The sequence below is a fragment of the Photobacterium makurazakiensis genome (assembly GCF_050336715.1).
GTDB classification, from domain to species: Bacteria; Pseudomonadota; Gammaproteobacteria; order Enterobacterales; family Vibrionaceae; genus Photobacterium; species Photobacterium makurazakiensis.
On record NZ_JAKJSJ010000027.1, the window covers coordinates 19534 to 43134 of the forward strand.

The following is a 23601-nucleotide window of genomic DNA, read 5'->3' on the forward strand; positions in this document are numbered from 1 at the left end:
CATAACCTTGTTTATTACATGAATAAGGTTAGATGCCATGAACAAGAAATTACTCACTACCGCTATTGTTGGCACTTTATCGTTAGGTGTTGTAACAGCGGCAGAAGCTTGCACAAGACTGTTATGGAATACACAAGATCATGGTACTTTTGTATCTCGTACTCTCGATTGGTCAGAGCAGACTAACCCTACGCTAGTTAATATCCCTAAATCATCTTCTTATGTGACGCATCTTGACAACAATAATACAATGACCTCCCAATATGATGTCACAGGCACAACGACTTATGGTCAACTGACTGATGGCATAAATAGTGTCGGTCTAAGTGGTAATGTACTTTACGATGCGGGAATGGATACAGCAGACTCAAAGAATGCAGAAGACTTTGGTACATTAACTTATCTAAAACATATTCTTTCTCAATATTCGACGGTAGATGACGCCGTGAAGTTTGTTGAAGGCAACCCGCCAAATACCGAGTTTGTACCGGGAGTTCCTGTAAGAATTGCACTGCATATTAGTTTGCAAGACATTACGGGTGATTCTGCGATTATTGAATTTAGAGCAGAAGGCCCACGTATTTGGCATGGACCACAATACACGGTTATGACCAACCAGCCAGACTATGATCAACACCTAGCGAATGTTGAACGTTCTAAACGTGGGTGGGGAGAGTTAGAAGGGCAATACTCGCAAACAAACTTAGGTACAGGGGGGAATGCAAACCCTGAAGACCGATTTATACACTCGTCGTATTTCTATGGCCACTTAACAGAGCCAACAAGTGTTATTAACGGTATGGTGAAACTTGATTCGATCACATTCAAAATTCCGCACGATGCGCCAAACCGTCCGGTGAATGGTGAGATGGCAGGTTACGCGACTGAATATAATGTGAACTACCATTTACAATCCGGTGAAACTTTACTGCGCTATCAGTGGGGAGATGATTTCACACAATTACAATACAATGTTAAAGCTATTCAAAACTCAGGCAAGAATATTGAGTTCGATTTGGTTCAGGCTGGATTAATTGGTGAAATAACCGAAAAGGTTATTGCTTCAGGGCAATAACCTGCGAAAAACTGGCTAGTTACTAACTAGCCAGTTTAATTATTCTTCACAGGTGTTTTTTGGCATATGACTGCATGACGTTCAGTAGCCCGTCATAAATGGCGGATTGCTCAAATGTTGATGGATAAAAAAAGCTCAGGCCAAATCGGGCCGATTTTGTGAGCTCTTTAAATGCTAACTCTTGAAGTTCACCAGTGGCAACAGACGGCTCCGCGGTAGACGTTGTCATCAAAGCCCATCCATGTTTTTTTACTAACTCAAGTAACATATCGTTATTGCTTACCACCCGAAGGTTTGGTGATATAGCTAAAAATTCGGGCATTGAAATAGAATGGTTTTCACTAATATATTGCTTTTCTAATTCAAGATCTTCCATTGAGATATTCTTTTGCTGAAATAAAATACTTTCAGGCCTTGCATAAGCGCTGATATCGACATCGCCGAGTTTAATATTTTCAACAGCATAATCAGATACATTGAACATCCGATGCTGCATGACAGCGACTTTATTGTGTCCATTTGAAACTGCAGTTAACGCTTCATCTCTGTTTCTGTGTAGCCAATTCACAATAATGTTTGGAGACATTTCTAGCATGAATTCTTCAATCTCAAGCACTAGTCCATTCGGCATTAAAGAGTCGTGATAGATATCGATGGATTTAAGTTCATGCTTATAAGCCGTCATCATTCTTAAGTCGAGTCGTTCGCTGCTTCTTACGATCAATTTAGCTTGTTTGTACATCGAGTCAGAAAAAGGCGTTGGTCGCGCTTTTTTGCCTTCAATAGTGAATAGCTCGGTACAGTAACTATCTTCTAACGCTTTTATCTGTTCACGAATGGTTGTTCTATCTTTATTGAGTAAACGTGCTGCACCGCTATAGCTGTGCGCTTCATAAGTGGCACAAAACGACTTTAAATGCTCATAAGAAAACATGCGTGTTGCCTCACGATAATAATGATTGGTTTTCCCCTTCATTATGCATTACTTCAAACGGAATTCCATGACTATAGTAGGGGTATAGAAGAGAAATATCGGTGAGTCGAGCGTGAGTTCGCTTACTTATAACAATTTATAAATTAAAAATAATAGGCAAAACAATGAAAAAGTTACTTCTGTCTACGGCCATTGCAAGTGTGATGTCAATGCCCGCTATGGCGACCCAACCAGATAGCCCAATTACTCTGTTTGTCTCAAACGACATAGTTACATTATCGGAAAATGATTATGGCAAGGTTAATGCGATCGCTGTTCAAGACGGAAAAATCTTAGATGTTGGTAAGCGTACCAATCTTGAAAAAAAATATGCAGAAAAGAAAGGCTTTTCGGTAAATACAGAATTTGAAGATAAAGTGCTGACGCCTGGTTTTGTCGAACCTCATATCCACTTATGGATGATGGGTATTCTATTGAGCACTGAATTTATTACGCCTGCCGATTGGGACTTACCTTGGGCTAAAGTCGAAGGTGTTCAAGGCCATGATGCGTATGTAGAGCGTTTGACTGAAATTGAAAAGAATCATCCCAAAGGACAACCGTTAGTGTCTTGGGGTTACCATAATTACTTCCACGATAATAATATGAGCCGTGAATTACTGAACAGTATTTCAAAAGAGCGCCCAATCATTGTTTGGCACCGGAGCTTCCATGAGCTTTTCTTTAATGATGCGGCAATGGAAATGATGGGGTGGAACGAAGATGGTTGGTCGGGTGATGGACATGCTTATACGCAGCTAGATTGGGAACGTGGCCACGCCTTTGAAGCGGGTGCAAAACTCATCTTGAACGACATGTTAAAGTTCCTTGTTGAAAGCGGTATGTTTGCAACTGGGATGGAGCGAACAAGGGATTACACGCAATCTGGTGGTATCACGACGGCCATTGACCCTGGTGTAATTGCGACTCCAGAGATGTTTGAACAAGTTGTAAGTATCTTAGAAGATGATTTCTTTCCGATGGACTACTGGCTTATGCCTGCCGGTAATTTTACCTATATGATGGCCGATAACGATCCAATCAAAGGTAAAGCTATTGCTGAAGGGCAAACTCAACATGAAGCTTATAGTGGCGAAAATATAAAATGGTTACCGAAGTTTATTAAGCTTTTTGCTGACGGTGCGATGTATAGCCAGCTAATGCAGCTTAAAGATGGTTACACAGATGGGCATGCCGGTGAGTGGATTCAAGAACCGGCTGATCTTGAAGCAAGCATGCGCCCTTATTGGAAAGATGATTACACCATCTATGTTCATGCGAATGGTGACTTAGGGTTTGAAACTGCGATCAATATTCTTGAAAAAATGAATAAAGAATATGCACGTGAAGATCACCGTACTGGTTTTCATCATTTAGGTATTACAGATAAAGATGATATTCCGAAAGCGGTTGAGTTAGGGGCAAACTTTAGTGTAAACCCATATTACACTCACATTTTAGCAGAGCTGTACTCTGAAGAAGGTGTAGGTAAAGAACGTGCTGAAACAATGGCTAGAGGCCGTTCATTTATTGATGCTGGTGGTACGCTATCACTGCATTCTGATTCACCAATGGCACCAGCACAACCTTTAAGCCTGATGTGGGCAGCAGTGAACCGTACCGGTTTATCAGGTGAAGCGGTTGGTAAGCAAGAGCGTATTACTGTTGATGAAGCGATGCGTGCCATTACCATCGATGCCGCATATACCGCTCGACTAGAAAATGAAATTGGTACGATTGATATTGGTAAGTATGCAAACTTTACAGTGCTTGATAGCAGCCCATATAAAGTAAAACCTGAAAATATTAAAGACATTCAGGTGGAAGCTACAATATATCAAGGTACACCTGCGCACCTAACATCGAGTAATGCAGGTTTGGCGATGACTGAGAACACGATGAGTGTTGTTAGCTATCTTAACAGCCACCAAGGTCACAACCACGACCAAGATACTTGTACAACGAGCCTTCACTTACAGCAGGCTATGTCTGAGATTAAATTTAACTAGCCGTAGCCGGAAGTAAATTGAGTGAGTCACATTGCTGACTCAGTGAAGGAATAAGCCTTGTTAGATCTTTTGATTTAACAAGGCTTTGTTATATTTTCCGTTGCACTTCCTACTGTCAGCTCGAATTGTCTTAATCCCTCCTAAATGCCTGTCATAGATGTTGTTGAATACACAAATAACGCACAAATCTGCTTTAATAAAATGGCGGTGTAAATAGTATACTCTTGTTTATTAAGGATTAATTAACTAAGGGGTAGATGTTGTATATTGGCGAAATATCAAAACGTTCTGGGGCATCGCCTAAAGCAATTCGGCTATATGAATCCATCGGCTTGCTTTTGAACATCAAAAGGCGCGGAAGCTACCGTGTTTACGATGAGGGTGATGTTAAATTTGTTAAACTAATCAAAGATGCGCAAGCATTAGGTGTAAGCTTATCGGATTTAAAACAACTTGCTGTGGGTCACCGCGAACTAGATTGGCCGTTAGTCATTGAGCTTTTATCTCAAAAGCAACATTCTATCGATGAAGAAGTACTCCGATTAACTCAGCAAAAAGAAAAGATTGAAGGGTATCGGAAAAGTATCCAACAATGCCTAGGAACTGATTGACTCTGCCCTGTGGGGAAAGGTTTATGCTGTCCTTTTTATAAGGAGATAAATCGAGATGAGAAAAGTATTAGTAATTAACGGTAACCCTAAATCAGTCAGTTTTTGCGGTGAACTGGTTAATAGTTATATACAGGCTTGCCCGGCAAACAATGAAGTTAAACATGTTTCTTTAAGTGAGCTGGAGTTTGAGCCTAATTTGAACGGAGGGTATGACTCCAACTTAGTGCTTGAACCGGATTTAGTATCATTTCAGCAGTCACTATTGTGGGCTGAGCATATTGTAATTGTGTTACCTGTTTGGTGGGGAGGGATGCCAGCTAAATTAAAAGGTTTAGTCGATCGCACATTATTACCTGGATTTGCATTTAAGTATGAAAAGGACAAATCAATCCCTAAAAAGCTGCTTAAAGGTCGAACCGCTGATGTGGTTTTCACAATGGATACACCACCTTTTTACTATCGCTGGTTTCAGGGGAATGCTGTACACAAGCAATTAAAGCACACAGTTTTGGGTTTTTGTGGGATAAAACAGGTTTCATCAACCTATATTGGTCCAGTATTAAACTCGACCCAGAAGCAAAGAGATAAATGGAATTCGTCAGTGTCTAAACTTGCCCCAATAGACTAGGGCGATAGGCACTCTAACAAGGGACTTATCAGTGAATATGGACATTTTTGTTGTTGATGCATTCACTCAACAACAGTTTAAAGGTAATTCTGCAGCGGTCATTCCAATAAAGGAATGGCCAGATGCCGTTTTAATGCAAAAGATTGCATCAGAAAATAATTTGTCAGAAACCGCCTTTATTAAAGCGGTTGCTGTCAATAAATATGAAATCCGTTGGTTTTCACCGCTTACCGAGATCGATTTTTGTGGCCATGCAACATTGGCTGCGTCCTATGTTTTGTTTAACCACTTAGGCTGTACCGGTGAAATAGAATATACCACCTTAAAGGTTGGAAGCTTGTTGGTGACGCAGAAAGCCGATGGCCGTATTGAAATGAGTTTCCCCAACCAATGCCCTGAGCCTTTGGATCAGATACCTGAAGCACTATTTGCTGGTTTATCCCATAAGCCAATTGAAGTGCTACGAAATCGCCAAGCTTATGTAGCAGTAATGGCCTCGGAATATGAGGTTAGAGAGCTCTCCTATGACTCAGAGCAGTTAAAAGCGTTGGCGCCATTTGATGTTGTGATAACAGCTCAAGCTGATAATGAGAACGGTGATTATGATTTTGTTTCTCGGTACTTTTGGCCTGCAAATGGTGGGGATGAAGACCCAGTAACGGGGTCTATACATTCAGGTTTAGCCCCCCTTTGGGCTGAAAGGCTATCTAAAGATTTATTACTGGCGCATCAAGCTTCATTAAGGGGAGGGAGGGTATATTGTCAGGTGCTTGATGAGCGGGTATTGGTTTCTGGCTTTGGTGTTTTATACCTTAAAGGTCAGATTTCTGTCTAAGACATGTTAAATGTCAGTTTTAGATAAAAAGCCAAAATTAAACATACTAAAGGCGGTAAATCATGGAAATGGATTGGGTTAACAGCATCCTTAGATTAGATGGATTTTTTGCTGTTACAATTGGGATTGTTGTACTGTTTGTTGGACGACGGCTTAATAATGTCATCCCTGTACTCAAGGAATTTAGCATTCCAGAACCGGTCACTGGTGGGATCTTGTTCTCTGTGCTTATTGCTCTGGTTTTCTTCATCACCAATATTGAAATTGAATTTAATTTAATCGCGCGTGATGTATTGCTGGTCTACTTTTTTACAACCATTGGGATTAACGCCAGCTTAAAAGATTTGCTCCGCGGAGGAATGCCATTAGTGATATTACTCGCGATTACTATTGGCTATATGATTGTTCAAAACCTTACAGGTATTGGTGTTGCGGGGTTATTTGGTTTAGACCCAACCGTAGGCTTACTTGGCGGAAGCATCTCGTTGATTGGCGGGCATGGGACGGCAATTGCTTGGGCGCCGCGTGTTGCTGAAGAATATGGTATTTCTAATGCGATGGAAATTGGTATAGCCAGTGCGACATTTGGCTTGATTCTAGCGAGCTTAATGGGCGGGCCAATTGCTAAATTTTTAATTAATCGTTATCAACTCTCTCCTAGTCATCATGAAGAACTGGACATTGGAGTGTCAGATGAAGGTGATAAATCCATCACTGCGTTTGATTTTTTGGATGCCATTCTAGCCATTCATATCTGTGCTATTTTTGGTTATATTCTTAATGGTGCAATCGGCGAGTTAGGTCTACAACTACCTTTATTTGTTACCTGCTTATTTGCAGGTATTGTTATTACTAACCTTGTCCCTTCATCTTATCCTCGAATATCGGGTACAGTTTGGCCAACACGGAAACCCGCCATTGCGTTAATAGCTGATATATCTTTAGGTACGTTTCTTGCCATGTCGTTGATGAGCATGCAATTGTGGACATTAATTGACTTAGCAGGGCCTATTTTTGCCATATTAGCAGCGCAGTTTATCGTCGCTATCTTAATAAACCTTTTCATTGTTTTCCCTGCGATGGGTAAGAATTATGACGCGGCAGTAATATGTTCGGGTTTCGGTGGGATATCACTAGGCTCAACGCCAACCGCAATGGCAAATATGTCGGCGGTATCACAGCGATACGGTAATTCGCACTTGGCCTTTATAATCGTGCCATTAGTGTGTGCTTTCTTTATTGATTTAGTCAATGCTCTGCTTATTCCGTACTTCTTGACGAGCTTCTAATAAGGGCTGCTATGGGTAGTCAAACGTAATAAAAAGGGGGGATGCAATATGCATCCCCCCTTTGTTTTTAAAGTCTCAGGTTATTTCATCAAGCTATTTCATCAAGCTAGGTGATTTTATCGCTTTCTTTGACAGCTCTTTCGCAAATTCTGCAATGTCTGCTTCAATTATTTTTACCGACTCACGCATTTCAGCCATATCAATATTTTGAATTTGGCGATTCTCCATCACGATATCACCATTCACAATAGTGGTAGCGACATTACTAGGGTTAGCCTGATATACCAAGGTTGCGTATGGATTGTAGTTTGGCATCATGTTTGGCGATTGGGTCTCGACAATGATGATATCAGCCTTTTTCCCCACCTCTAGCGAGCCGATTTCATCTTCCATATGTAGAGCTTTAGCACCGCCAATCGTCGCGAGTTCGATCACTTGCTCTGGGATCATAATGGTACGATCCTCATGCTTAAGCCGTTGCATGTTGGCGGCATAGCTAAGTGTTCGCCATAAATCGACCTGATTAGAGCTCATTGGCCCGTCGGTGCCTAATCCCATGCGAACACCTTGCTGGTACATGTCCCAAGCAGGAGCGATACCGGTTGCACCTTTGGCGTTAGCCATTGGGTTGTAGGCTACACTGGCGTCGGCTGCCTTCACTAAATCAATGTCTTCTTGAGTTAAGTGAATACCATGTGCGAGTACCATACGGTTATCTAATACACCAATTTTCTGTAGCCACGCGACAGGGCTAAGTTGCTCATCATTACCTTCAATGCGCTCAGCTTCGTTGCCAAACTCTCCGACATGGATTAATACAGGTACATCCAGCTGCTGAGATAGTTGGTTGATTTCTTGAAGCTTTTCTTTTGAAACAGTATACACCGCATGTGGTGCAAAGGCGGGAGTGATTAAGGGGTCATTTTGGTATTCAGCAATGAAGTTTTTAGCATATTCAATGCCGCCATATGGTTGTGGAGCATCGACGACAGGGAACTTAATTACTGTTTCACCAAGTACGGCACGTAAACCAACTTCTTTCGTTGCACGCGCCATATCATCCACATGGTAGTACATATCAGCGTAGGTTGTGACACCGCTTTGGGCTAGATCAACGGCACCAAGTTTTGTTGCTTCATAGATGAGCTCTCGGCTTAACTTTTCTTTTTCAAGCGGGAAGAAGTAGGCAAATAGGCGGTTGGAAATCCCTTCTTCACCTAGGCCGCGAAATGCAATCATCGGTAGGTGATTGTGAGTGTTTATCATCCCAGGCATTACGATACCACCTTCAGCATCTATCACCTTGGGTGCTTGATAGCGGCTGAGAAGGCTTTCATTACCCACTGCAATAATGGTGTCGTCTTGAATAACGATAACACCATCATCAATAACTTTTTTATGGTCATTAATGGTAAGGAGTTGACCATTGGTGATGATCATTGAGGCGTTGTAATCAGGCAGGGAAGAAGGCATCGAGCAACCTGCAAGAAGTAGCCCAGCAGCTAGTAGTGTTATTTTTCTGTTCATTGTTTCTATTATAAGAGAATAATTCGGCGTGGTGATTTTAGGCGGTAAAGTAAGCATGGGCAAAGATTCATATCTCATAATGAGATAATGAGTCAGGCAACGGAGGTCAATCAGGCTAGAGAAGCGATTTATTAAGAAGTAATAGTGCGATAGATCACAAAAAGGCACATTAACTATTCGTGTGACTTGTACTAAAGGTGACGATAAATTGACGTTGAAAATATGCATCGATTAACAGCTTATCTTTATTAATCAAAGGCTAGTAATATATTTATCATTAGTTGGTAGCTGAATGTTGCTATGTTAATGCCTAAAAAAACATACATCCCAAAAAGGGATATAAACTTGACGTATTTTTCATAAATTTAGTGAACTACAAAAGTGTTGTTCCTTGTCTAGTATTATATACAAGGTGTTTAGTATGGAACGGCCGATGCACATTTTAATCATATTGTTGTTGGGATGTTTTATAAGCTGGCCAGTATTTTCAATGGGTGAAGAAGATACTCGTACACTTTCTATTGGTGTCATTAGTAATCATCCATCTAAACATATAAAAAAAACAAGGCCTTTAATGGGTTATCTGCAAAAAGAAATGGATGTTTTTGGTTATCAAAGCTATGAGATTATTGTTAAGGCGAATATCGAAGATATGATTAGATCTATTAATAGGGGTGAGGTTGATATTGTTTCTGAAACTTTATATGGCGCAAGTCAGATTTATCAGCAGACAGTGATGGAGCCAATACTATTACGGTGGAAAAAGAACGTTTCTCGATATAATAGTTATTTTTTTACAAGAAAAGACAGTGAAATTGATGTTATTGAAGATGTGATTGGACGGAAAGTAGTGTTTGAAGATCCTGGCTCAACCAGCGGGTATTATTTGCCAATGGTGGCGTTAAAGCAGCACCAATTACCTGTTAATCACATCCAAGATTTGGAAGAGGTAGGTGAGCCTTCTATGGTGAATTATGTATTTTCATCTGATTTCACGAGAAGGCATAATGAGGTTAATATTTCGACCTGGGTCTATCATCGAAAAGTAGATGTTGGGGTGTTAAGTAGTGTTAATTGGGAGGATAATGAGGATGTGCCTATTCGCATAAAAGAAGCACTCAAGTTGATTTATAAAACACCATCTGTACCACGGTCATACATGTTAGTCCGTTCAACATTACCAGCGAGTCACAAAGCGGCGATAAAAGGCATACTTTTACAGGCACATGAGAGTGCTTCTGCTTATAAGGCGCTAAAAAAATATCAAAAAACAAGCCGTTTTAGTGAGTTAAGTGAAACCGATGAACGATTGCTTGAAAGTACTCTTCTTTTTTGAAACGAACTATAGCTGTACAACAATATGAGAATTGGGTGGGCAACAAAAAATGTTTTATTAATTGCAACGATTATAACGTTATCGATGGCAGTTCTATTATTCGTCCATTTAGAAGAACTGAAGAAAGGTACGGAACAATCTACGCAATCTATTCAGGCTATCATTGGAAGTAGTTATAAAGATATCGTAGATAGTAACAGTTTACTATTGTCTGGATATTTAAGTAATGAGTTGAAAGATTCAATATACTTACTTGATTTTGAACATGTCAATTTAATGGTTGAGCATCTACATCGTTATGAAATAATTGAAGACGTAATTATTTTYGATCACAATGGTATTATTATTCATGATGGAACGGATAAGAATATTAAAGTGGGTGAGGTGTTTGATAATAGTGCTGTTGTAAATAGTATTAAACTTGGAAATACCTACAATTACCAGGGGGAATCTTCGATTGATATAGGTTATCCCGTTATGATCGATGAGTCTGTGATTGCTGGTATATATATAAAGATGCCGCTTGATGATGTCATTAGAATTACTCGGATAGCAAACGAAAATATTATTAATCAATTGGATAATCATAAAGCTAAACTTACAGAGCGCTCAATAATATATTTTACGTTAACTGTGCTGTTTGTTTCAGCTTGTGTGTTTATTATTAGTCAAAGATTAATATCACCGATTTATCAGTTAACTCGTCATATTGCTAGCATGAAACAAGGCGATTATCGACCCTTCAAAGTTAAGAGTCAGGGGGACGAGATTGGTACGATGATAGGCAAGTTTAATAGCTTGTGTCACCTACTTGAAGATCATGATAGAAAACTCAAAGAGCTTGCCTACTATGACGCTTTAACATTTTTACCCAATAGGCATCTCTTTAAAAGAACAATCGAAGAGCATCGAGAAACCAATTATTTTGTTCTTTTCATGGACTTAGATGGATTTAAGTCGATAAATGATAACTATGGTCACCAAATTGGCGATAAAGTATTGATCGAAGTTGCCTATCGCATACGTGCCTCGCTGAGAATCAAAGACAAGATCATTTCATTGAAACCACAAAATATGGTGGCTCGAGTCGGAGGTGATGAGTTTGTTATTTATCTTAATGATGTCAATGGAAAGTCAGAAGTTGAATTAATCGCGAACCGTTTAATTTCTGCAGTAAAAAAGCCTATTCTAATTGATGATAATGAGCTCTATGTGAATACCAGTATTGGTGTTTTCCAATGTTATGACGCTAAGGGAGTAGAGCAGTCAATAAAAAATGCAGACATAGCATTATATGAAGCAAAGCGGCGTGGTAAAGGGCGTTATGTTCATTATGATCATGCTATGGATCTAGGTATTCAGTACCGTTATCGTCTTGAAAACAAACTTCAGAGTACTTTAAAGTCGTTAAGTGGCTACTTCCTTGAGTTTCAACCTCAGTTTAATTTAGCGGACTATGAACTGGTAGGTGTTGAAGTTTTGATCCGCTGGCAAGATGATGAGTTTGGCGTTATTTCATCAGTAGATTTAATTAAAATTGCTGAAGGCCTAAATATTTTAAATGAACTAACCCGATGGCAAATTATTGAAGTGATAAACTTTTACGAAAGCGTGCGCGAGTACGTCAGTGATGATTTTTACTTTTCGCTTAATTTAGGAACAAGGCAAGTTATGGAGCAGCTTAACTTTGATCGAATTCTAAGGTATTTGGATAATCATCAGGTTAAACCATCCTWGTTTCGTATTGAAATACCTGAGTCTAGTTTTGTTCACTACGTAAAAGATGTTAGAAGTATGATTAGTAAGGTGAAAGCGCATGGTTTTGATGTATGGCTTGATAATGTGGGCGCTAGCCAAACGTCGTTGAAGTTAGTGTCAGAGCTTAAACTTGATGGCTTTAAAATAGATAGTTCTTTTTTTATACACCCGAGCCGTGAAAATGAGCTAATTGTCTCTGCCCTTATTTCGATGGCAAAAAAAATGGGGATTGGTGTTATCGCAAATGGGGTTGAATCGATACAGAGTGAAGACTTTCTACGTAAAGAGCAGTGCTTAGTGGCACAAGGGGCTTATTTTGCTAAACCAATGAGTAAGAGCCACCTTAAATATATACTGCAATGTTTTGGTTCAACACCTCAAAAAAATAAAGTGAGTGCTAACAGCTTTTAGCTAAATATTGTCAGAACTTTTCAGCTAGCAGTATTGGTATTGTTGATATCTGGGTTGTCTGGTTGCATATGGCGGGCTAATAGTTGTAACTGTATATGTCTATCGTTACCGATTATTCAATAGCTTAGGTTTATCCATTAATGTTTTTATGGTTACTGACATTCCTACGACCATAAATTGACATTAATCGAACATTGTTTTTCTTCTCGAGACGTATTCTAACGTCATAAATAATGAGGAGAAAACCATGAAACAGTGGTTAAAACCAGGTAACTGGAAGAAAAAAGCATTGGTCAATGGGGTAGTTGCAACCCTGATTTTATCGTTTGGATTGGTTGTTCCAAATGTAGCTGAGGCACATGGTCATAAGCATCACCATAAACATAAAAAGCATCACAAACATAAGCACCATAAACATTATAAGCACCACAAACATCATAAGCATCACAAAAAGGTGGTGATAGTTAAAAAAGCACCAAGGCATCGCCATTACCATCGTAGTCGGCTACCAGAAATTGCTACGTTTGCCATCGTTGCTGGTGCAACTTATGCCATTATCGATAACCACTATTATAAGCGTCGTGGCGATAACTATGAGTATGTTTCTCGACCAAGGTAGCAGCATGTACTGATGTTAAGTGATTATAAAGCCCGCATAGTTTTACTAGAAAGAAAATAACTATGTAGGGCTTTATTGCGATGTCGGTATAAGTGTGTTTATCGAGAAGGTTTGGTGTTTTCGCGATGACTGTGTTCTACCTGTATAGTACAACTCCACCAATAAAGCAGAGCGACTAGGCCAAAGGTCAGCAGCATTAGCCATACCATTGGAGTGACGCCTGAATCAGAATAGACAACGATACTTGCGCTGGTAGATAAAATTGCCCCACCTCCCGTCATGATTGCTGCACCAAGCCCAGAGGCTGAACCGATTAATTCTGGTTTGACCGATAACATTCCAACAGTGGCATTCGGTAAGATAAGACCATTACCGAGGCCAACCAAAAACATCAAACCGAAGAAAATGATGGGCGTTGTTAGCCCCGAATAACTCAGCAGCAAGATAGCCACTAAGCCAATAGCGGCGAAAATAATGCCAACTGCAATCATTTTCTGCATACCATAGTGTTTCGAAAATCGGCCCGATAAGTAGTTACCAATTAAGTACCCTAATGGTGTAAACGCAAAGTATAAGCCGAATACAGATGGTGACATTTCAAAAACGACAGACCCAATAATAGGGCCACCTGTAAGGAAGAGAAAGAAGGTACCGTTAGCAAACATTGTAATTAAGCTGTAAGCCCAGAAAGCGTGGTTAATAAGTATATTTGGGTAGCTTTTGATTTGTTGTACCAGTGATGAGCGGGTTTGTGGCGCAGTTTCTCCCATATCAACATACGTTAATATACTAATAGCAATGCCGGAGATGAGCAAAAGAATGAAACTAGCTTGCCAGCCAAACCATTCGCCAAGAAACCCACCGAGTGTTGGCCCTATCATAGGTACCATCGACATCCCCATCATGATATAGCCAATCATACTGGCTGCGTCACGCTCATCGGCAATATCTCTTACTACGGCGCGGGCAATAACGCCTGCGCTAATGACAACAGCTTGAAGTGTCCTAAAAAACAAGAAGACATATGCATTGTCAGTCAGCAAACAGCCAATGGTAGCGAGAACGAAAATCATGCAGGCCCAAAGCATCATCGTTCGACGACCAAAACGATCAGAAAGTGGGCCTATCACAAACTGAACAACCGCATTCATTGCGATATAGCCGGAAATTGAGAGCTGTATAACGCTGTATTCTACGTCGAAATATTCAGCCATTTGTGGCAAGGACGGTAAGAAAATACTGATCGACATTGCAGACAAACCAGTAAGTAGCACCAAAGTTAACATGGATGGTGGTGATATCGATGGGGAAGAAATTGCAGGGTTACTACCGTTCAACAATGGATCCTTAATAACGCACTGGGTTAAATTATTGTTTTATGGCAATAGCTTACCTGTGAATTGAGTGTGAGGCATAAGAAACATGGTTGTTGTTAAGCTTGTAGCAAGAAAACAGCCTACCGAAGTAGGCTGTTTTGATTGGGGAGGGGGTATTGGTTGGATTAAGAAATCGCAGTATTCACAGACGGTGTTTTTTCACGAGATTTCATCCAGACAACGATTGCACCCAGTACAGCCATTGGTACGATTGGGTCAATTAGCGTTCCGCCTTTACCAAAGAAGAGGTTCAGCGTCATGATAATGCTTGCACCAATAGCCCATGCAATAGTTGAGGTCAAACTCCAAATTTTCAGTTGATCAGACAGCTCGGTAATACCAAGTGTACGGCTAATAATATGGAAGTATGAGTCATTCAAGTGTGAGAAGCCTACAGGGCCTACAGCACAAGCAAGTGCAACAAACACTGGGTCTAGGCCAAGTGTTTCAACCAGCGGTAGGGTCATGGTTGCAGCAACCATCATAGAAGCGGTAGCTGAGCCTTGAATTAGACGTAGCATTGACGCGATAGCTAGTGGCACAAGTAGTGGTGGGATACCACTACTTGAAATTGCTTCAGCAACTTGAGGGCCAGCGCCTGAAGCGCTTAATACCGCACCCATTGCACCACCACAACCTGTTACAACAAGAATTAGACCAGTGGTTGATAGTGCATCGTCCATTGAGCCAATCATTTCTTTACGGTCAATTTGAGTTGTTAGGCCATAAAGTGCCATTAGTACACCAATACCAACAGCGACGACTGGATTACCTAGCAACTCTAGAACAGTATGGAAGAAGCTGTCACCTTTACCTACGATGGTATTTGCAAGAATCAGTACAATGGGTACTAAAATAGGGCCAAATGATAGGAAGTTACTTGGTAGTTCTTCATCTTTGGTTTCTTTTACGTTTTCGAGGTTTGCCCAATCAGCTTGGTTAGTGATCCAAGTGTCGCCATTGGGTACACGGTAATACTCTTTACCGACTTTACGGATGTAGATAAGTGACAGCAGCATCATTGGGATTGATACAGCTAAGCCCCAAAGCATGTAAACGCCAAGATCGACCCCAAGAATGCCGGATACAGCAACTGGTCCCGGTGTTGGTGGCACAAGTGCATGGGTGATCAGTAGACCAAGCGCAAGTGTTACACCCAAACCAACCGAAGATTTCCCGGTATTGCGAGAAATAGCACGAACTAGCGAGTGTAATAGTACATAAGCAGAGTCACAGAAAACGGGAATTGCCACCAATACGCCAGTAAAGCCAAGCGCTAAGTCTTCACGGCCTTTACCGCAAATCTTAACAAAGGTTTTAGCCATTCGAACCGCGGCGCCTGATTTTTCGAAACAAGCACCCATGATGACACCGAAGGCGATGATAAGACCAATCCCGCCTAATACGCCACCAAAGCCCGATTTGATTGCATTGACGAGCTCCGTAGGGGCCATGCCTGCAAATAGTCCCATGATTAAACAAGAGATCACCATTGCAAGTGCGACAGGGATACGGGTCTTGATTATCATGACCATCATTGCGGTTATACCAACAATAATGCCTAAAATTGCTCCATCCATCTTTTCATTCCTTTTTTGGCCTGCTGAGCAGGCTCTATGATTTATTGAGTTTCACGTCGGTTTATCGTTTTCAATCGGCACTTAGGGGGACAAGTGCCGCAAGCTGTATTTCTTTATCTTTTTGTTTCTTTAAGTATTACGGTGTCTACGTTTATAAATAAGGCTTCACCCAACCCAGTCCGTCGACTGTGTTTGTTTTTGGGTTATATTCACAGCCAATCCAACCGGTATAGCCAGACTTGTCGAGTACATTGAATAAGTGAGGGTAGTTAAGCTCGCCTTCACTTGGCTCATGGCGGTCAGGCACAGATGCAATTTGGATATGACCTGTGTAGGCTGCTAAGTCATGAATGAGTACCGTTAAGTCACCTTCCATGATCTGAGCGTGATACAGATCGAGCTGTAGCTTAACGTTAGGGCGGTCGACCATTTTGATGAGCTCTACAGCATCACGCTGGCGAGAAATAAAGTATCCCGGTACATCTCGGTTGTTTAGTGGTTCAATCATCAGCTCGATACCGTGTTCGGCGAACACATCGGCGGCAAAGCGGATATTGCTTATAAAAGTATCGACGTGCTGCTGGTGGCTATAGTCGTTATTAACAATGCCAGACATGGCGTGTACTTTTTTACAGCCTAGGGTTAAGGCATAGTTCAATGCGGTATCGACACTGGCACGGAACTCATCTTCTCGACCTGGAATGGCAGCGAAGCCTCGTTCGCCAGCATCCCAATCACCCGGAGGTAGATTGAATAGTGCTTGTTCAAAGCCATATTTTTTCAATTCACCCGCTAGCTCTTCAGCCTCAAAAGCATAAGGGAAAAGATACTCAACCGCTTTGAATCCAGCTTGATGCGCCTGAGCAAAACGCTCTAAGAAAGGCACCTCAGTGAATAACATGGTGAGGTTTGCTGCGAACTTAGCCATTATTTGCCTCTTCCTTTTAAGTCATTAATTTCAACATCGCTCAGGTAACGGATCGCTTTACCGTCTAGCATCAGCGCCAGTTTTGCGGTTTCTTCCAACTCTTCAGCGTTATCTACTGCATCGACTAAATCGCAGCCGGTGACGACAGGGCCGTGATTTGCCAGTAGAAAAGCACGATAATCAGCAGCACGTTTAGCCAGTTCTTCAGCAATGCGTGGGTCACCCGGGCGTAGGTACGGGATCACTGGTAGCTTACCGATACGCATAACGAAATACGGGGTAAACGGCTTAATCGCGTTGTCAGTATCTAACCCTTCTAAGCACGACAATGCGGTTAGGTAGGTTGAATGCAGGTGAACAATTGCATTGCAATTAGCGTTGTTACGATAAATTGCCAAGTGGAATGCCACTTCTTTTGATGGTCGGTCGCCTGAGATATGAGTACCATCAATATCGACAACGGATAAACGTTCGGCATCTAATCGGCCAAACGAAGAGCCAGTCGGTGTTGCCAGAAAATGACCGTTGGGCAGCTTAAGTGACAAGTTTCCAGCACCGCCGGTAGCATAGCCTCGCTCAAACATTGAGCGAGCAAGTGTCACCATTTGATCTCTGAGTTGTTGTTCAGTCATGGTAAAACCCTTGTGCTGTTTCGAAGAAGTTGGCATCACCAAAATTGCCTGATTTCAACGCTAGCGACAGATCACAGCCAATGGCTTTAACCCAAGGTACGCCCGGTGAGATTTGTGGGCCAATGTGAAAGCCTTCTACATTTAAGCTTTGAGTCACGACACCAGAGGTTTCACCGCCAGCGACAATGAAGTTCTGCACGCCAGACTCTTTTAATTGATGAGCCAGTTTGCTGAAAAACTGCTCTACAGCATGGCTTGATGCTTGCGCGCCGTATTGGGCTTGAATGTTCTTTAATACTTTCGGCTCAGCGGTTGCGTATACCATTGGCGCCAATGTGCCATCAAGGTTATTTAGTACCCATTGGAAGACTTGTTCACAGTAATCGTCTTGCTCTAGGCAGGCTTTAATATCCAATACTAAGTGCGGTGCTTTAGCCGCATAGTTGGCAACTTGTTGGTTGGTCATTACTGAGCAAGAGCCTGATAACACAACTGTTTTTGCTTTTTGTGGCTTGCCAGCGGCTTTGGCTGACGATTGATCGCTTAAATATTCAGCCCAGTTTTTAGCAATACCTGTGGCTAGGCCAGAGCCGCCTGTTACCAGTTTCAGTGACTTAGCTGCCTTGCCCAAGGTTTCAAGGTGGGCTTGGTTAAAGGCATCAACAATCGCATATCGGTTGCCTGCTTGTGACAGTTCACTAAATAGTGAAGTAACTTGTTCTGCACCTTGCTCGATGACTTGGTAATTGACTAAACCTGACTCACCGCGAGATTGAGCATCCATTAAGCGAATGAGGCTTGAATCTGTCATCGGGGTAACAGGGTGATTACGCATGCCAGAATCAGACAGCAACTCCCCCATTACAAATAAGTGGCCATTGAAAACGGTGCGACCATTTACTGGAAGTGCTGGGCAAACAATGGTGAAGTTTTCACCCAACGTGTCGAGCAAAGCGTCGGTCACAGGGCCAATATTGCCCTCGCGAGTACTATCGAAGGTAGAGCAATATTTGAAATAGAACTGCTGGCAACCTTGTTGTTGTAGCCATTGTAAGGCTGCAACTGACGTTTCAATGGCTTCTTCTGCGGGGCATGAGCGCGATTTAAGGCTGATCACAACCGCATCGGCATCAATATCGACCTGTGTTGTTGGTGTACCGTTTAGTTGAATCGTACGCATGCCGTTTTCTACCAGAAAACCTGCAATATCAGTTGCGCCTGTGAAATCGTCGGCGATCACTCCTAATAGCATGATTACAGCTCCTTCTTAGGTAGTTCGATGCCATCAAAGATTTTGATCACGGCACTATCATCTTCTTGACCGAAGCCGGCGTTACTTGCGCTGGTAAACATGTTCAGTGCGGTAGAAGCTAGTGGTAGCGGGAATTTCAGGTCTTTTGCCGTGTCAGATACAAGGTTTAAGTCTTTAACGAAAATATCAACCATTGATGTTGGGCTGTAATCGCCATCAACCACATGCTTCATGCGATTTTCAAACATCCAAGAGTTACCGGCTGCGTTAGTCACAACGTCATACATTAAATCGAGAGGAATATTCGCGCGAGCAGCCAGTGCCATTGCTTCAGCTCCGGCTGCAATGTGAACACCGGCTAATAGCTGGTGGATGATTTTTACTGTTGCACCAAGTCCGATTTCAGTACCGATGTTGTAGACTTTGCCAGCAGTTGCATCGAGTACAGGCTTTAATTTGGTAAAGGCTTCTTCAGAACCCGATGCCATGATGGTCATCTCGCCGATATTGGCTTTTGCTGCACCGCCAGAAACAGGTGCATCAAGCATAATCAGTTGGTGCGCTTTAAGGCCTGCTTCAATGGCTTTCGCATCTTCAGCCGAAATCGTGGCAGAAACCATGACTGCCGTACCAGGTTTCAGTTTTTCAGCCAGTTGGCTATCAAATAGTACAGCTTTTGCTTGTCGGGCATTCACAACCAGTAATAAGACGGCATCAAGTGTTTGTGCGAAATCGGCACAATTATGTGAAACACCTTTTGCGCCAGCTTGTTCTAATTCTTTTAATGCGTCGGTGCTCAAGTCAACACCGTAAGTATGTAGGCCTGCACGAATGCATGATTTCGCAGCGCCCATACCCATTGAACCGAGTCCGATTACGGCAACTGACTGTATTTGTTGAGTTTCCATTTGCCTCTCCATGTTAACTTTTGTGAATTTGTGTTGTTGTTTGTGATTCTATGATGCTTCTTTGGATTGATCTAGGCGCAACTTCACACTTTTTAACATAGGTTGTGATAAATATTGTGAATCTTGAGTGTGAGTTACTCGCTATAAAAGGCAAGATTGCAGCGGGATTATGCTAATAGTTTGAAAGCTTAGAGAATAATCAAACTTTGCCTTATCAAATGCTCACATATATTCACATAGTGGGTTTTGTAGTGTTAAGATGTGTGCAAGCCAACTAGATATAGAAGAAGCATTATGATTCCGGCAGAACGACAACGAACGATCCTAACTTTGTTGGGTAATCAGGAAGTCATCAGCATTAGTGAATTGACTCAGCAACTTGATGTATCACATATGACGATTCGCCGTGATATCGCCAAGCTAGAATCTGACGGGCGTGTAATGTCGGTATCGGGTGGGGTTCAGCTTACAGAAACCATCCATATAGAGCTTTCTCATGATGTGAAGATTAATCAGTATCGAAATGAAAAAGCTGAGATCGGTTTATACGCTTCACAGCTGATAAAGCAGAATATGACGGTTTATTTAGATGCAGGCACAACGACGTTAGAAATTGCCCATCAGCTTAATCATCGTGATGATCTATTGGTGATCACGAATGACTTTGCGATTGCAGGGTATTTGATGAATCACTCAGATTGCAGCCTTTACCATACTGGCGGAAAGGTTGATAAAAGTAATCAGTCATCGGTAGGTGATAAAGCAGCGCGTCTACTACGTGAAATGAACATTGATGTGGCTTTCGTTTCGACGTCATCTTGGAATCAACGTGGTATATCGACACCGAGTGAAGACAAGGTATTGGTTAAAAAGGCAATTGTAGCATCGTCACAACAAAATTATTTAGTGAGTGACTCTTCTAAATACGGAAAGGTGGCAACGTTTCACGCTGTTGATATCGATTGTTTTGATAAAGTCATTACCGATAGAGATTTTCCATCTAGCTGTACTGATGATCTGTCTGAACGTGGTATCGATGTCGTGACTGTATAGCGTCGGACTATAGCAAGCCACTCTTGTCGTCAATAAGGCATGCCATTTATAGCATGCCTTTTTATCGTCGTTTTACAGTGTGCTCTTTTCTGATGCTTCAATAAATGGGCGCTGAGCCTCGTAACCATTCATAAATAAACATCGATGTGTATAGGCTGATGTTAGTAACATGTGGTGATCGACGTCGGTATAACGCTTTTTCGCACGCTCAGCGAAATAGGTGTATTCCATATTAGCCCGCTTCACAATAGATGTTTCTGCGTCAACGGGTACCGAAAACTCATCAATTAGCGCTGCGTAATTATTTTTATGTATTTTTACTCGTTCATTTTTTAGGTATTGAGCGGCAACTAAACATGTTGCTTCTTCGTGTAATTCAAACATCATTTGCTCAGGTGATAGCTGACGCTTGATTGTCGTATCGGTGGTTGATGCAGCAAGTGAAATATTGGGTAATAAAATCGCTATTCCTAATGCGGCTTTCATTATAATGTTGCTTTTCATATTAACGCGTAGTCATTGAAAGTTTGATTTATTAGTAACACTGATTCATGACACTGTTGTTATATATCCTCTGCAATAATTGCAGGAATAAAACCGCCAAATTGTCATTTAAATTGCTTATTTTCCTTTTCAGTTAATCTAATAAATAGCAGTAAGTAGTGGATGATCATGCAGAATAAGACTTGGAAGCGCTCTTTGGTAGCCTTATCGATAGTGGGTATATTGGCAGGTTGTAATAGTTCTAATAACGAATCAGGAAAAATTATTCCGGCTGACTCAACGTTAAAGGTGGGACTACTACCTGATACTCAAGGTGGTGGCTGGAATGTGGCGATGCACCCGATGGAAGCCGTACTGGCTAAGCATCAGGCTGAAGGGGTGAACGTAGTTATCCCTGTTGGTGACTTAACCGATAATGGATCGACCAAAGAATGGGCGCAGTGGCGTGAAGTGGCTGAAAAGTATCGTGAAGCTGGTATGGAATTCTTGCCTGTAATGGGCAACCACGAAACAAGCTGGGCGTATACCGTCGAGTGGATTGACAATATGCGTCATTATATTCCTGAAGACGCAGTACACATGCCTTCTGCCGAGTGGCTTAACTACTATATTATTCGTGACAACGTATTGATGATTGGCCTGGCGTACTACAACCTCCCGATTGCGTTTGGCTGGATTCAGGATGTGATTGCTGAGAATGAAGGCCAATTCGATCATGTGGTGATTGCTAGCCACGATGGTCTTGTCGGTGCTAAATATGGTCAAACGCGTGAGCAGATTGTTCAAGGCACAAAAGACGACAATCGCTTGTTTGATATTCATAAAGAAATCCGCGAACTGTTTGCAGAATATGACGTTATCTGGGTACAGGGCCATGAGCACATGTATCAACGCTCGCAAATCCATGCTCGCGTTTATGGCTCAAACGATCCGGGTGGCCGAAGCAGCGTAGATACACTTGCTTCAACGCCAAGTGGTGGTAACTACCGTATGCCGTCTTACACTCAGATTGTAAGTGGTAACGCATCATACAAAGGTTATGAATACCGTTATGGTGAACGTGAGTTAATTCAAGATGTTATTCAGCATAAAATGGCGACCTTCAAGCCTGAATATGACTCTAATTCATTTGATGCAAATGCCGCAATTTTAACCTTTAACGGTCAGCGTGTTGATTATCACGCCTATGTTACTCCGCACACCATTCTTCAGAATGAAGATGGCATGAAAGAGTTAGCAGATCCAAACTGGACGTTAATGGATACCTTTAGTCGTACCCTAGATCGTTGTGAATCTTTGATTTATCCGAATTCAATCCCCGATGATCAACGCCCTGTGCTAAATCATATTGTTCAGTACAAAACCAATGATTGCCTTGGCTATGATGGCTCTTCTGCACGCCTGGTTGGCGGTATTAACAATACCTTTAACCGTGTTGATACGACGGAACGCACAATGGGGTATACCGCAGGCTTAAGCCGAGCTGAAACCATGAACGACATGATGCGTTTAAGCTATCAGTTCTTATTTACCCAGCATTCTTCATGGGATCCAAACCTGAACGGTAATAATCGTGTTGTAAAAGGGCAACAAGGTGTTGATGATACCGGTGCAGAAAAAGGAGATGTTGTTGTACCTGCGACAACCATCGATATGAAAAAGCACGTTACGTTGAGCTGGCAGCCAAAAACAGCTGAAACTCGCTCAGATATCTTGATCGTCAGTGGTATGCAAAACCACGGTGGTGTGTATCAAAATGCGTTTGGTGGAGAAAAGGACATTCGAGTAAGTCCTGGTTTGCCGGGTTCACAGCCAGATGGCAGCACGAAACTAGGGCATCGCGATTTACCGATGGCTGCTTCCCAAGGCTGGGATGCTGAGAGTAATATTGGTGACTTATACGGTGTGCAGTTTACCGCCGACGCGAACATTAATGCTGAAAACGTGATCTTAGGGGAATACAGCAATGGTGAGTGGAATCCACTGGTTACTCAATATTGTATTGTTGATGCTCCATGGGATGAAAGTTACTTAACCAATACGCCGGTTAGAGAAGCCTCGTGTGCAGACCAACCTGTGGTGGGCTACGATAGCCAGTATGGTAATCGCTGGTGGATGATTGCTGATCGAGATCTAGAGATTGCGTTGGTTAAGCAATAATTAGATCGGTTAACGTTGGCTGATTACATTGAGAGCCACCTGAGTGATTAGGTGGCTTTTTTATTTACCAAATACAACTCAAGTCACTAATTAAAGGTGTTTTATTGTCTACACTAATATTATGACGTGCGATTAAA

The 23601-nt window shown here is 41.9% G+C and carries 20 protein-coding genes; 11 read left to right on the plus strand and 9 right to left on the minus strand.

The window, feature by feature from the left end; translation table 11 throughout:
- Positions 1–37 precede the first annotated feature (37 nt).
- The gene (locus L4D09_RS13270) at positions 38–1075 is read left to right on the plus strand and encodes a linear amide C-N hydrolase (protein ID WP_428457988.1); all 1038 of its coding nucleotides are present in this window, start codon (positions 38–40) and stop codon (positions 1073–1075) included.
- A 46-nt stretch (positions 1076–1121) separates the two neighbouring features.
- Here L4D09_RS13270 and L4D09_RS13275 read toward each other — a convergent pair whose 3' ends face one another.
- Positions 1122–2051: a LysR family transcriptional regulator gene (locus tag L4D09_RS13275; protein WP_428457989.1), complete on the minus strand. Its 930-nt coding sequence runs from the start codon at positions 2049–2051 to the stop codon at positions 1122–1124.
- 122 nt (positions 2052–2173) lie between these two features.
- Between L4D09_RS13275 and L4D09_RS13280 the strand changes: the two genes are divergently transcribed.
- The 5 genes from L4D09_RS13280 (at position 2174) to gltS (ending at position 7420) form a co-directional block, all read left to right on the plus strand.
- On the plus strand, positions 2174–4057 hold the full coding sequence (locus tag L4D09_RS13280; RefSeq protein WP_428457990.1) for an amidohydrolase: 1884 nt from the start codon (positions 2174–2176) through the stop codon (positions 4055–4057).
- A 257-nt stretch (positions 4058–4314) separates the two neighbouring features.
- On the plus strand, positions 4315–4668 hold the full coding sequence (locus L4D09_RS13285; protein WP_428457991.1) for a MerR family transcriptional regulator: 354 nt from the start codon (positions 4315–4317) through the stop codon (positions 4666–4668).
- A 55-nt stretch (positions 4669–4723) separates the two neighbouring features.
- Positions 4724–5296: an NAD(P)H-dependent oxidoreductase gene (locus L4D09_RS13290; RefSeq protein WP_428457992.1), complete on the plus strand. Its 573-nt coding sequence runs from the start codon at positions 4724–4726 to the stop codon at positions 5294–5296.
- Positions 5297–5327: 31 nt separating this feature from the next.
- A complete protein-coding gene (locus L4D09_RS13295) occupies positions 5328–6131 on the plus strand; it encodes a PhzF family phenazine biosynthesis protein (RefSeq protein ID WP_428457993.1) in 804 nt (267 codons plus the stop codon).
- 68 nt (positions 6132–6199) lie between these two features.
- Positions 6200–7420 (plus strand): sodium/glutamate symporter, encoded by a 1221-nt coding sequence (gene gltS / locus L4D09_RS13300; protein ID WP_428458036.1) that lies wholly within the window; start codon positions 6200–6202, stop codon positions 7418–7420.
- Between the two features lie 93 nt (positions 7421–7513).
- Here gltS and L4D09_RS13305 read toward each other — a convergent pair whose 3' ends face one another.
- Positions 7514–8893, minus strand: a complete 1380-nt coding sequence (locus tag L4D09_RS13305) for an amidohydrolase (RefSeq protein ID WP_428458037.1) — start codon at positions 8891–8893, stop codon at positions 7514–7516.
- 475 nt (positions 8894–9368) lie between these two features.
- Here L4D09_RS13305 and L4D09_RS13310 point away from each other — a divergent pair, with 475 nt between their 5' ends.
- From L4D09_RS13310 to L4D09_RS13320, 3 genes are all read left to right on the plus strand, one after another.
- Positions 9369–10283 (plus strand): phosphate/phosphite/phosphonate ABC transporter substrate-binding protein, encoded by a 915-nt coding sequence (locus tag L4D09_RS13310; protein ID WP_428457994.1) that lies wholly within the window; start codon positions 9369–9371, stop codon positions 10281–10283.
- A gap of 84 nt (positions 10284–10367) precedes the next feature.
- Entirely contained in the window at positions 10368–12452 is a 2085-nt protein-coding gene (locus L4D09_RS13315) for an EAL domain-containing protein (protein ID WP_428457995.1), read from the plus strand.
- A gap of 247 nt (positions 12453–12699) precedes the next feature.
- Positions 12700–13071, plus strand: coding sequence for a VPA0510 family protein (locus L4D09_RS13320; protein WP_428457996.1), 372 nt, complete (start codon positions 12700–12702; stop codon positions 13069–13071).
- A 98-nt stretch (positions 13072–13169) separates the two neighbouring features.
- On the opposite strand, the gene L4D09_RS13325 is transcribed toward L4D09_RS13320, so the two are convergent.
- The 6 genes from L4D09_RS13325 to ltnD form a co-directional block, all read right to left on the minus strand.
- Positions 13170–14408 carry a multidrug effflux MFS transporter gene (locus L4D09_RS13325; protein ID WP_428457997.1) on the minus strand — a complete coding sequence of 413 codons (1239 nt, stop codon included), beginning with the start codon at positions 14406–14408 and terminating at the stop codon, positions 13170–13172.
- A gap of 164 nt (positions 14409–14572) precedes the next feature.
- Positions 14573–16027 (minus strand): GntP family permease, encoded by a 1455-nt coding sequence (locus tag L4D09_RS13330; RefSeq protein ID WP_428457998.1) that lies wholly within the window; start codon positions 16025–16027, stop codon positions 14573–14575.
- Between the two features lie 151 nt (positions 16028–16178).
- Positions 16179–16955, minus strand: coding sequence for a 2-oxo-tetronate isomerase (otnI, locus tag L4D09_RS13335; protein ID WP_428457999.1), 777 nt, complete (start codon positions 16953–16955; stop codon positions 16179–16181).
- Complete coding sequence (gene otnC / locus L4D09_RS13340; RefSeq protein ID WP_428458000.1) at positions 16955–17587, minus strand: 3-oxo-tetronate 4-phosphate decarboxylase; 633 nt, start codon at positions 17585–17587, stop codon at positions 16955–16957. Before otnC ends, otnI begins: the two co-directional genes overlap by 1 nt.
- Positions 17580–18839, minus strand: coding sequence for a 3-oxo-tetronate kinase (gene otnK, locus L4D09_RS13345; RefSeq protein ID WP_428458001.1), 1260 nt, complete (start codon positions 18837–18839; stop codon positions 17580–17582). The genes otnC and otnK overlap by 8 nt, the downstream gene beginning before the upstream one ends.
- Before the next feature lie 2 nt (positions 18840–18841).
- Positions 18842–19747 (minus strand): L-threonate dehydrogenase, encoded by a 906-nt coding sequence (ltnD, locus tag L4D09_RS13350; RefSeq protein WP_489685999.1) that lies wholly within the window; start codon positions 19745–19747, stop codon positions 18842–18844.
- A 294-nt stretch (positions 19748–20041) separates the two neighbouring features.
- Here ltnD and L4D09_RS13355 point away from each other — a divergent pair, with 294 nt between their 5' ends.
- Positions 20042–20800 (plus strand): DeoR family transcriptional regulator, encoded by a 759-nt coding sequence (locus L4D09_RS13355; RefSeq protein ID WP_428458002.1) that lies wholly within the window; start codon positions 20042–20044, stop codon positions 20798–20800.
- A gap of 72 nt (positions 20801–20872) precedes the next feature.
- On the opposite strand, the gene L4D09_RS13360 is transcribed toward L4D09_RS13355, so the two are convergent.
- Positions 20873–21286 (minus strand): hypothetical protein, encoded by a 414-nt coding sequence (locus L4D09_RS13360; RefSeq protein WP_428458003.1) that lies wholly within the window; start codon positions 21284–21286, stop codon positions 20873–20875.
- A 186-nt stretch (positions 21287–21472) separates the two neighbouring features.
- Here L4D09_RS13360 and L4D09_RS13365 point away from each other — a divergent pair, with 186 nt between their 5' ends.
- Entirely contained in the window at positions 21473–23464 is a 1992-nt protein-coding gene (locus L4D09_RS13365; protein ID WP_428458004.1) for a metallophosphoesterase family protein, read from the plus strand.
- Positions 23465–23601: the final 137 nt, after the last annotated feature.

What these genes read in the sequence shown, in the direction of transcription:
- ltnD (WP_489685999.1), bottom strand. Translation starts at nt 19,747, where the DNA reads ATGGAAACTCAACAAATACAGTCAGTTGCCGTAATCGGACTCGGTTCA.
- L4D09_RS13355 (WP_428458002.1), top strand. Translation starts at nt 20,042, where the DNA reads ATGATTCCGGCAGAACGACAACGAACGATCCTAACTTTGTTGGGTAAT.
- L4D09_RS13275 (WP_428457989.1), bottom strand. Translation starts at nt 2,051, where the DNA reads ATGAAGGGGAAAACCAATCATTATTATCGTGAGGCAACACGCATGTTT.
- L4D09_RS13270 (WP_428457988.1), top strand. Translation starts at nt 38, where the DNA reads ATGAACAAGAAATTACTCACTACCGCTATTGTTGGCACTTTATCGTTA.
- L4D09_RS13320 (WP_428457996.1), top strand. Translation starts at nt 12,700, where the DNA reads ATGAAACAGTGGTTAAAACCAGGTAACTGGAAGAAAAAAGCATTGGTC.
- otnI (WP_428457999.1), bottom strand. Translation starts at nt 16,955, where the DNA reads ATGGCTAAGTTCGCAGCAAACCTCACCATGTTATTCACTGAGGTGCCT.
- otnK (WP_428458001.1), bottom strand. Translation starts at nt 18,839, where the DNA reads ATGCTATTAGGAGTGATCGCCGACGATTTCACAGGCGCAACTGATATT.
- L4D09_RS13305 (WP_428458037.1), bottom strand. Translation starts at nt 8,893, where the DNA reads ATGCCTTCTTCCCTGCCTGATTACAACGCCTCAATGATCATCACCAAT.
- L4D09_RS13365 (WP_428458004.1), top strand. Translation starts at nt 21,473, where the DNA reads ATGCAGAATAAGACTTGGAAGCGCTCTTTGGTAGCCTTATCGATAGTG.
- gltS (WP_428458036.1), top strand. Translation starts at nt 6,200, where the DNA reads ATGGATTGGGTTAACAGCATCCTTAGATTAGATGGATTTTTTGCTGTT.
- L4D09_RS13280 (WP_428457990.1), top strand. Translation starts at nt 2,174, where the DNA reads ATGAAAAAGTTACTTCTGTCTACGGCCATTGCAAGTGTGATGTCAATG.
- otnC (WP_428458000.1), bottom strand. Translation starts at nt 17,587, where the DNA reads ATGACTGAACAACAACTCAGAGATCAAATGGTGACACTTGCTCGCTCA.
- L4D09_RS13290 (WP_428457992.1), top strand. Translation starts at nt 4,724, where the DNA reads ATGAGAAAAGTATTAGTAATTAACGGTAACCCTAAATCAGTCAGTTTT.
- L4D09_RS13360 (WP_428458003.1), bottom strand. Translation starts at nt 21,286, where the DNA reads ATGAAAGCCGCATTAGGAATAGCGATTTTATTACCCAATATTTCACTT.
- L4D09_RS13285 (WP_428457991.1), top strand. Translation starts at nt 4,315, where the DNA reads ATGTTGTATATTGGCGAAATATCAAAACGTTCTGGGGCATCGCCTAAA.
- L4D09_RS13330 (WP_428457998.1), bottom strand. Translation starts at nt 16,027, where the DNA reads ATGGATGGAGCAATTTTAGGCATTATTGTTGGTATAACCGCAATGATG.
- L4D09_RS13310 (WP_428457994.1), top strand. Translation starts at nt 9,369, where the DNA reads ATGGAACGGCCGATGCACATTTTAATCATATTGTTGTTGGGATGTTTT.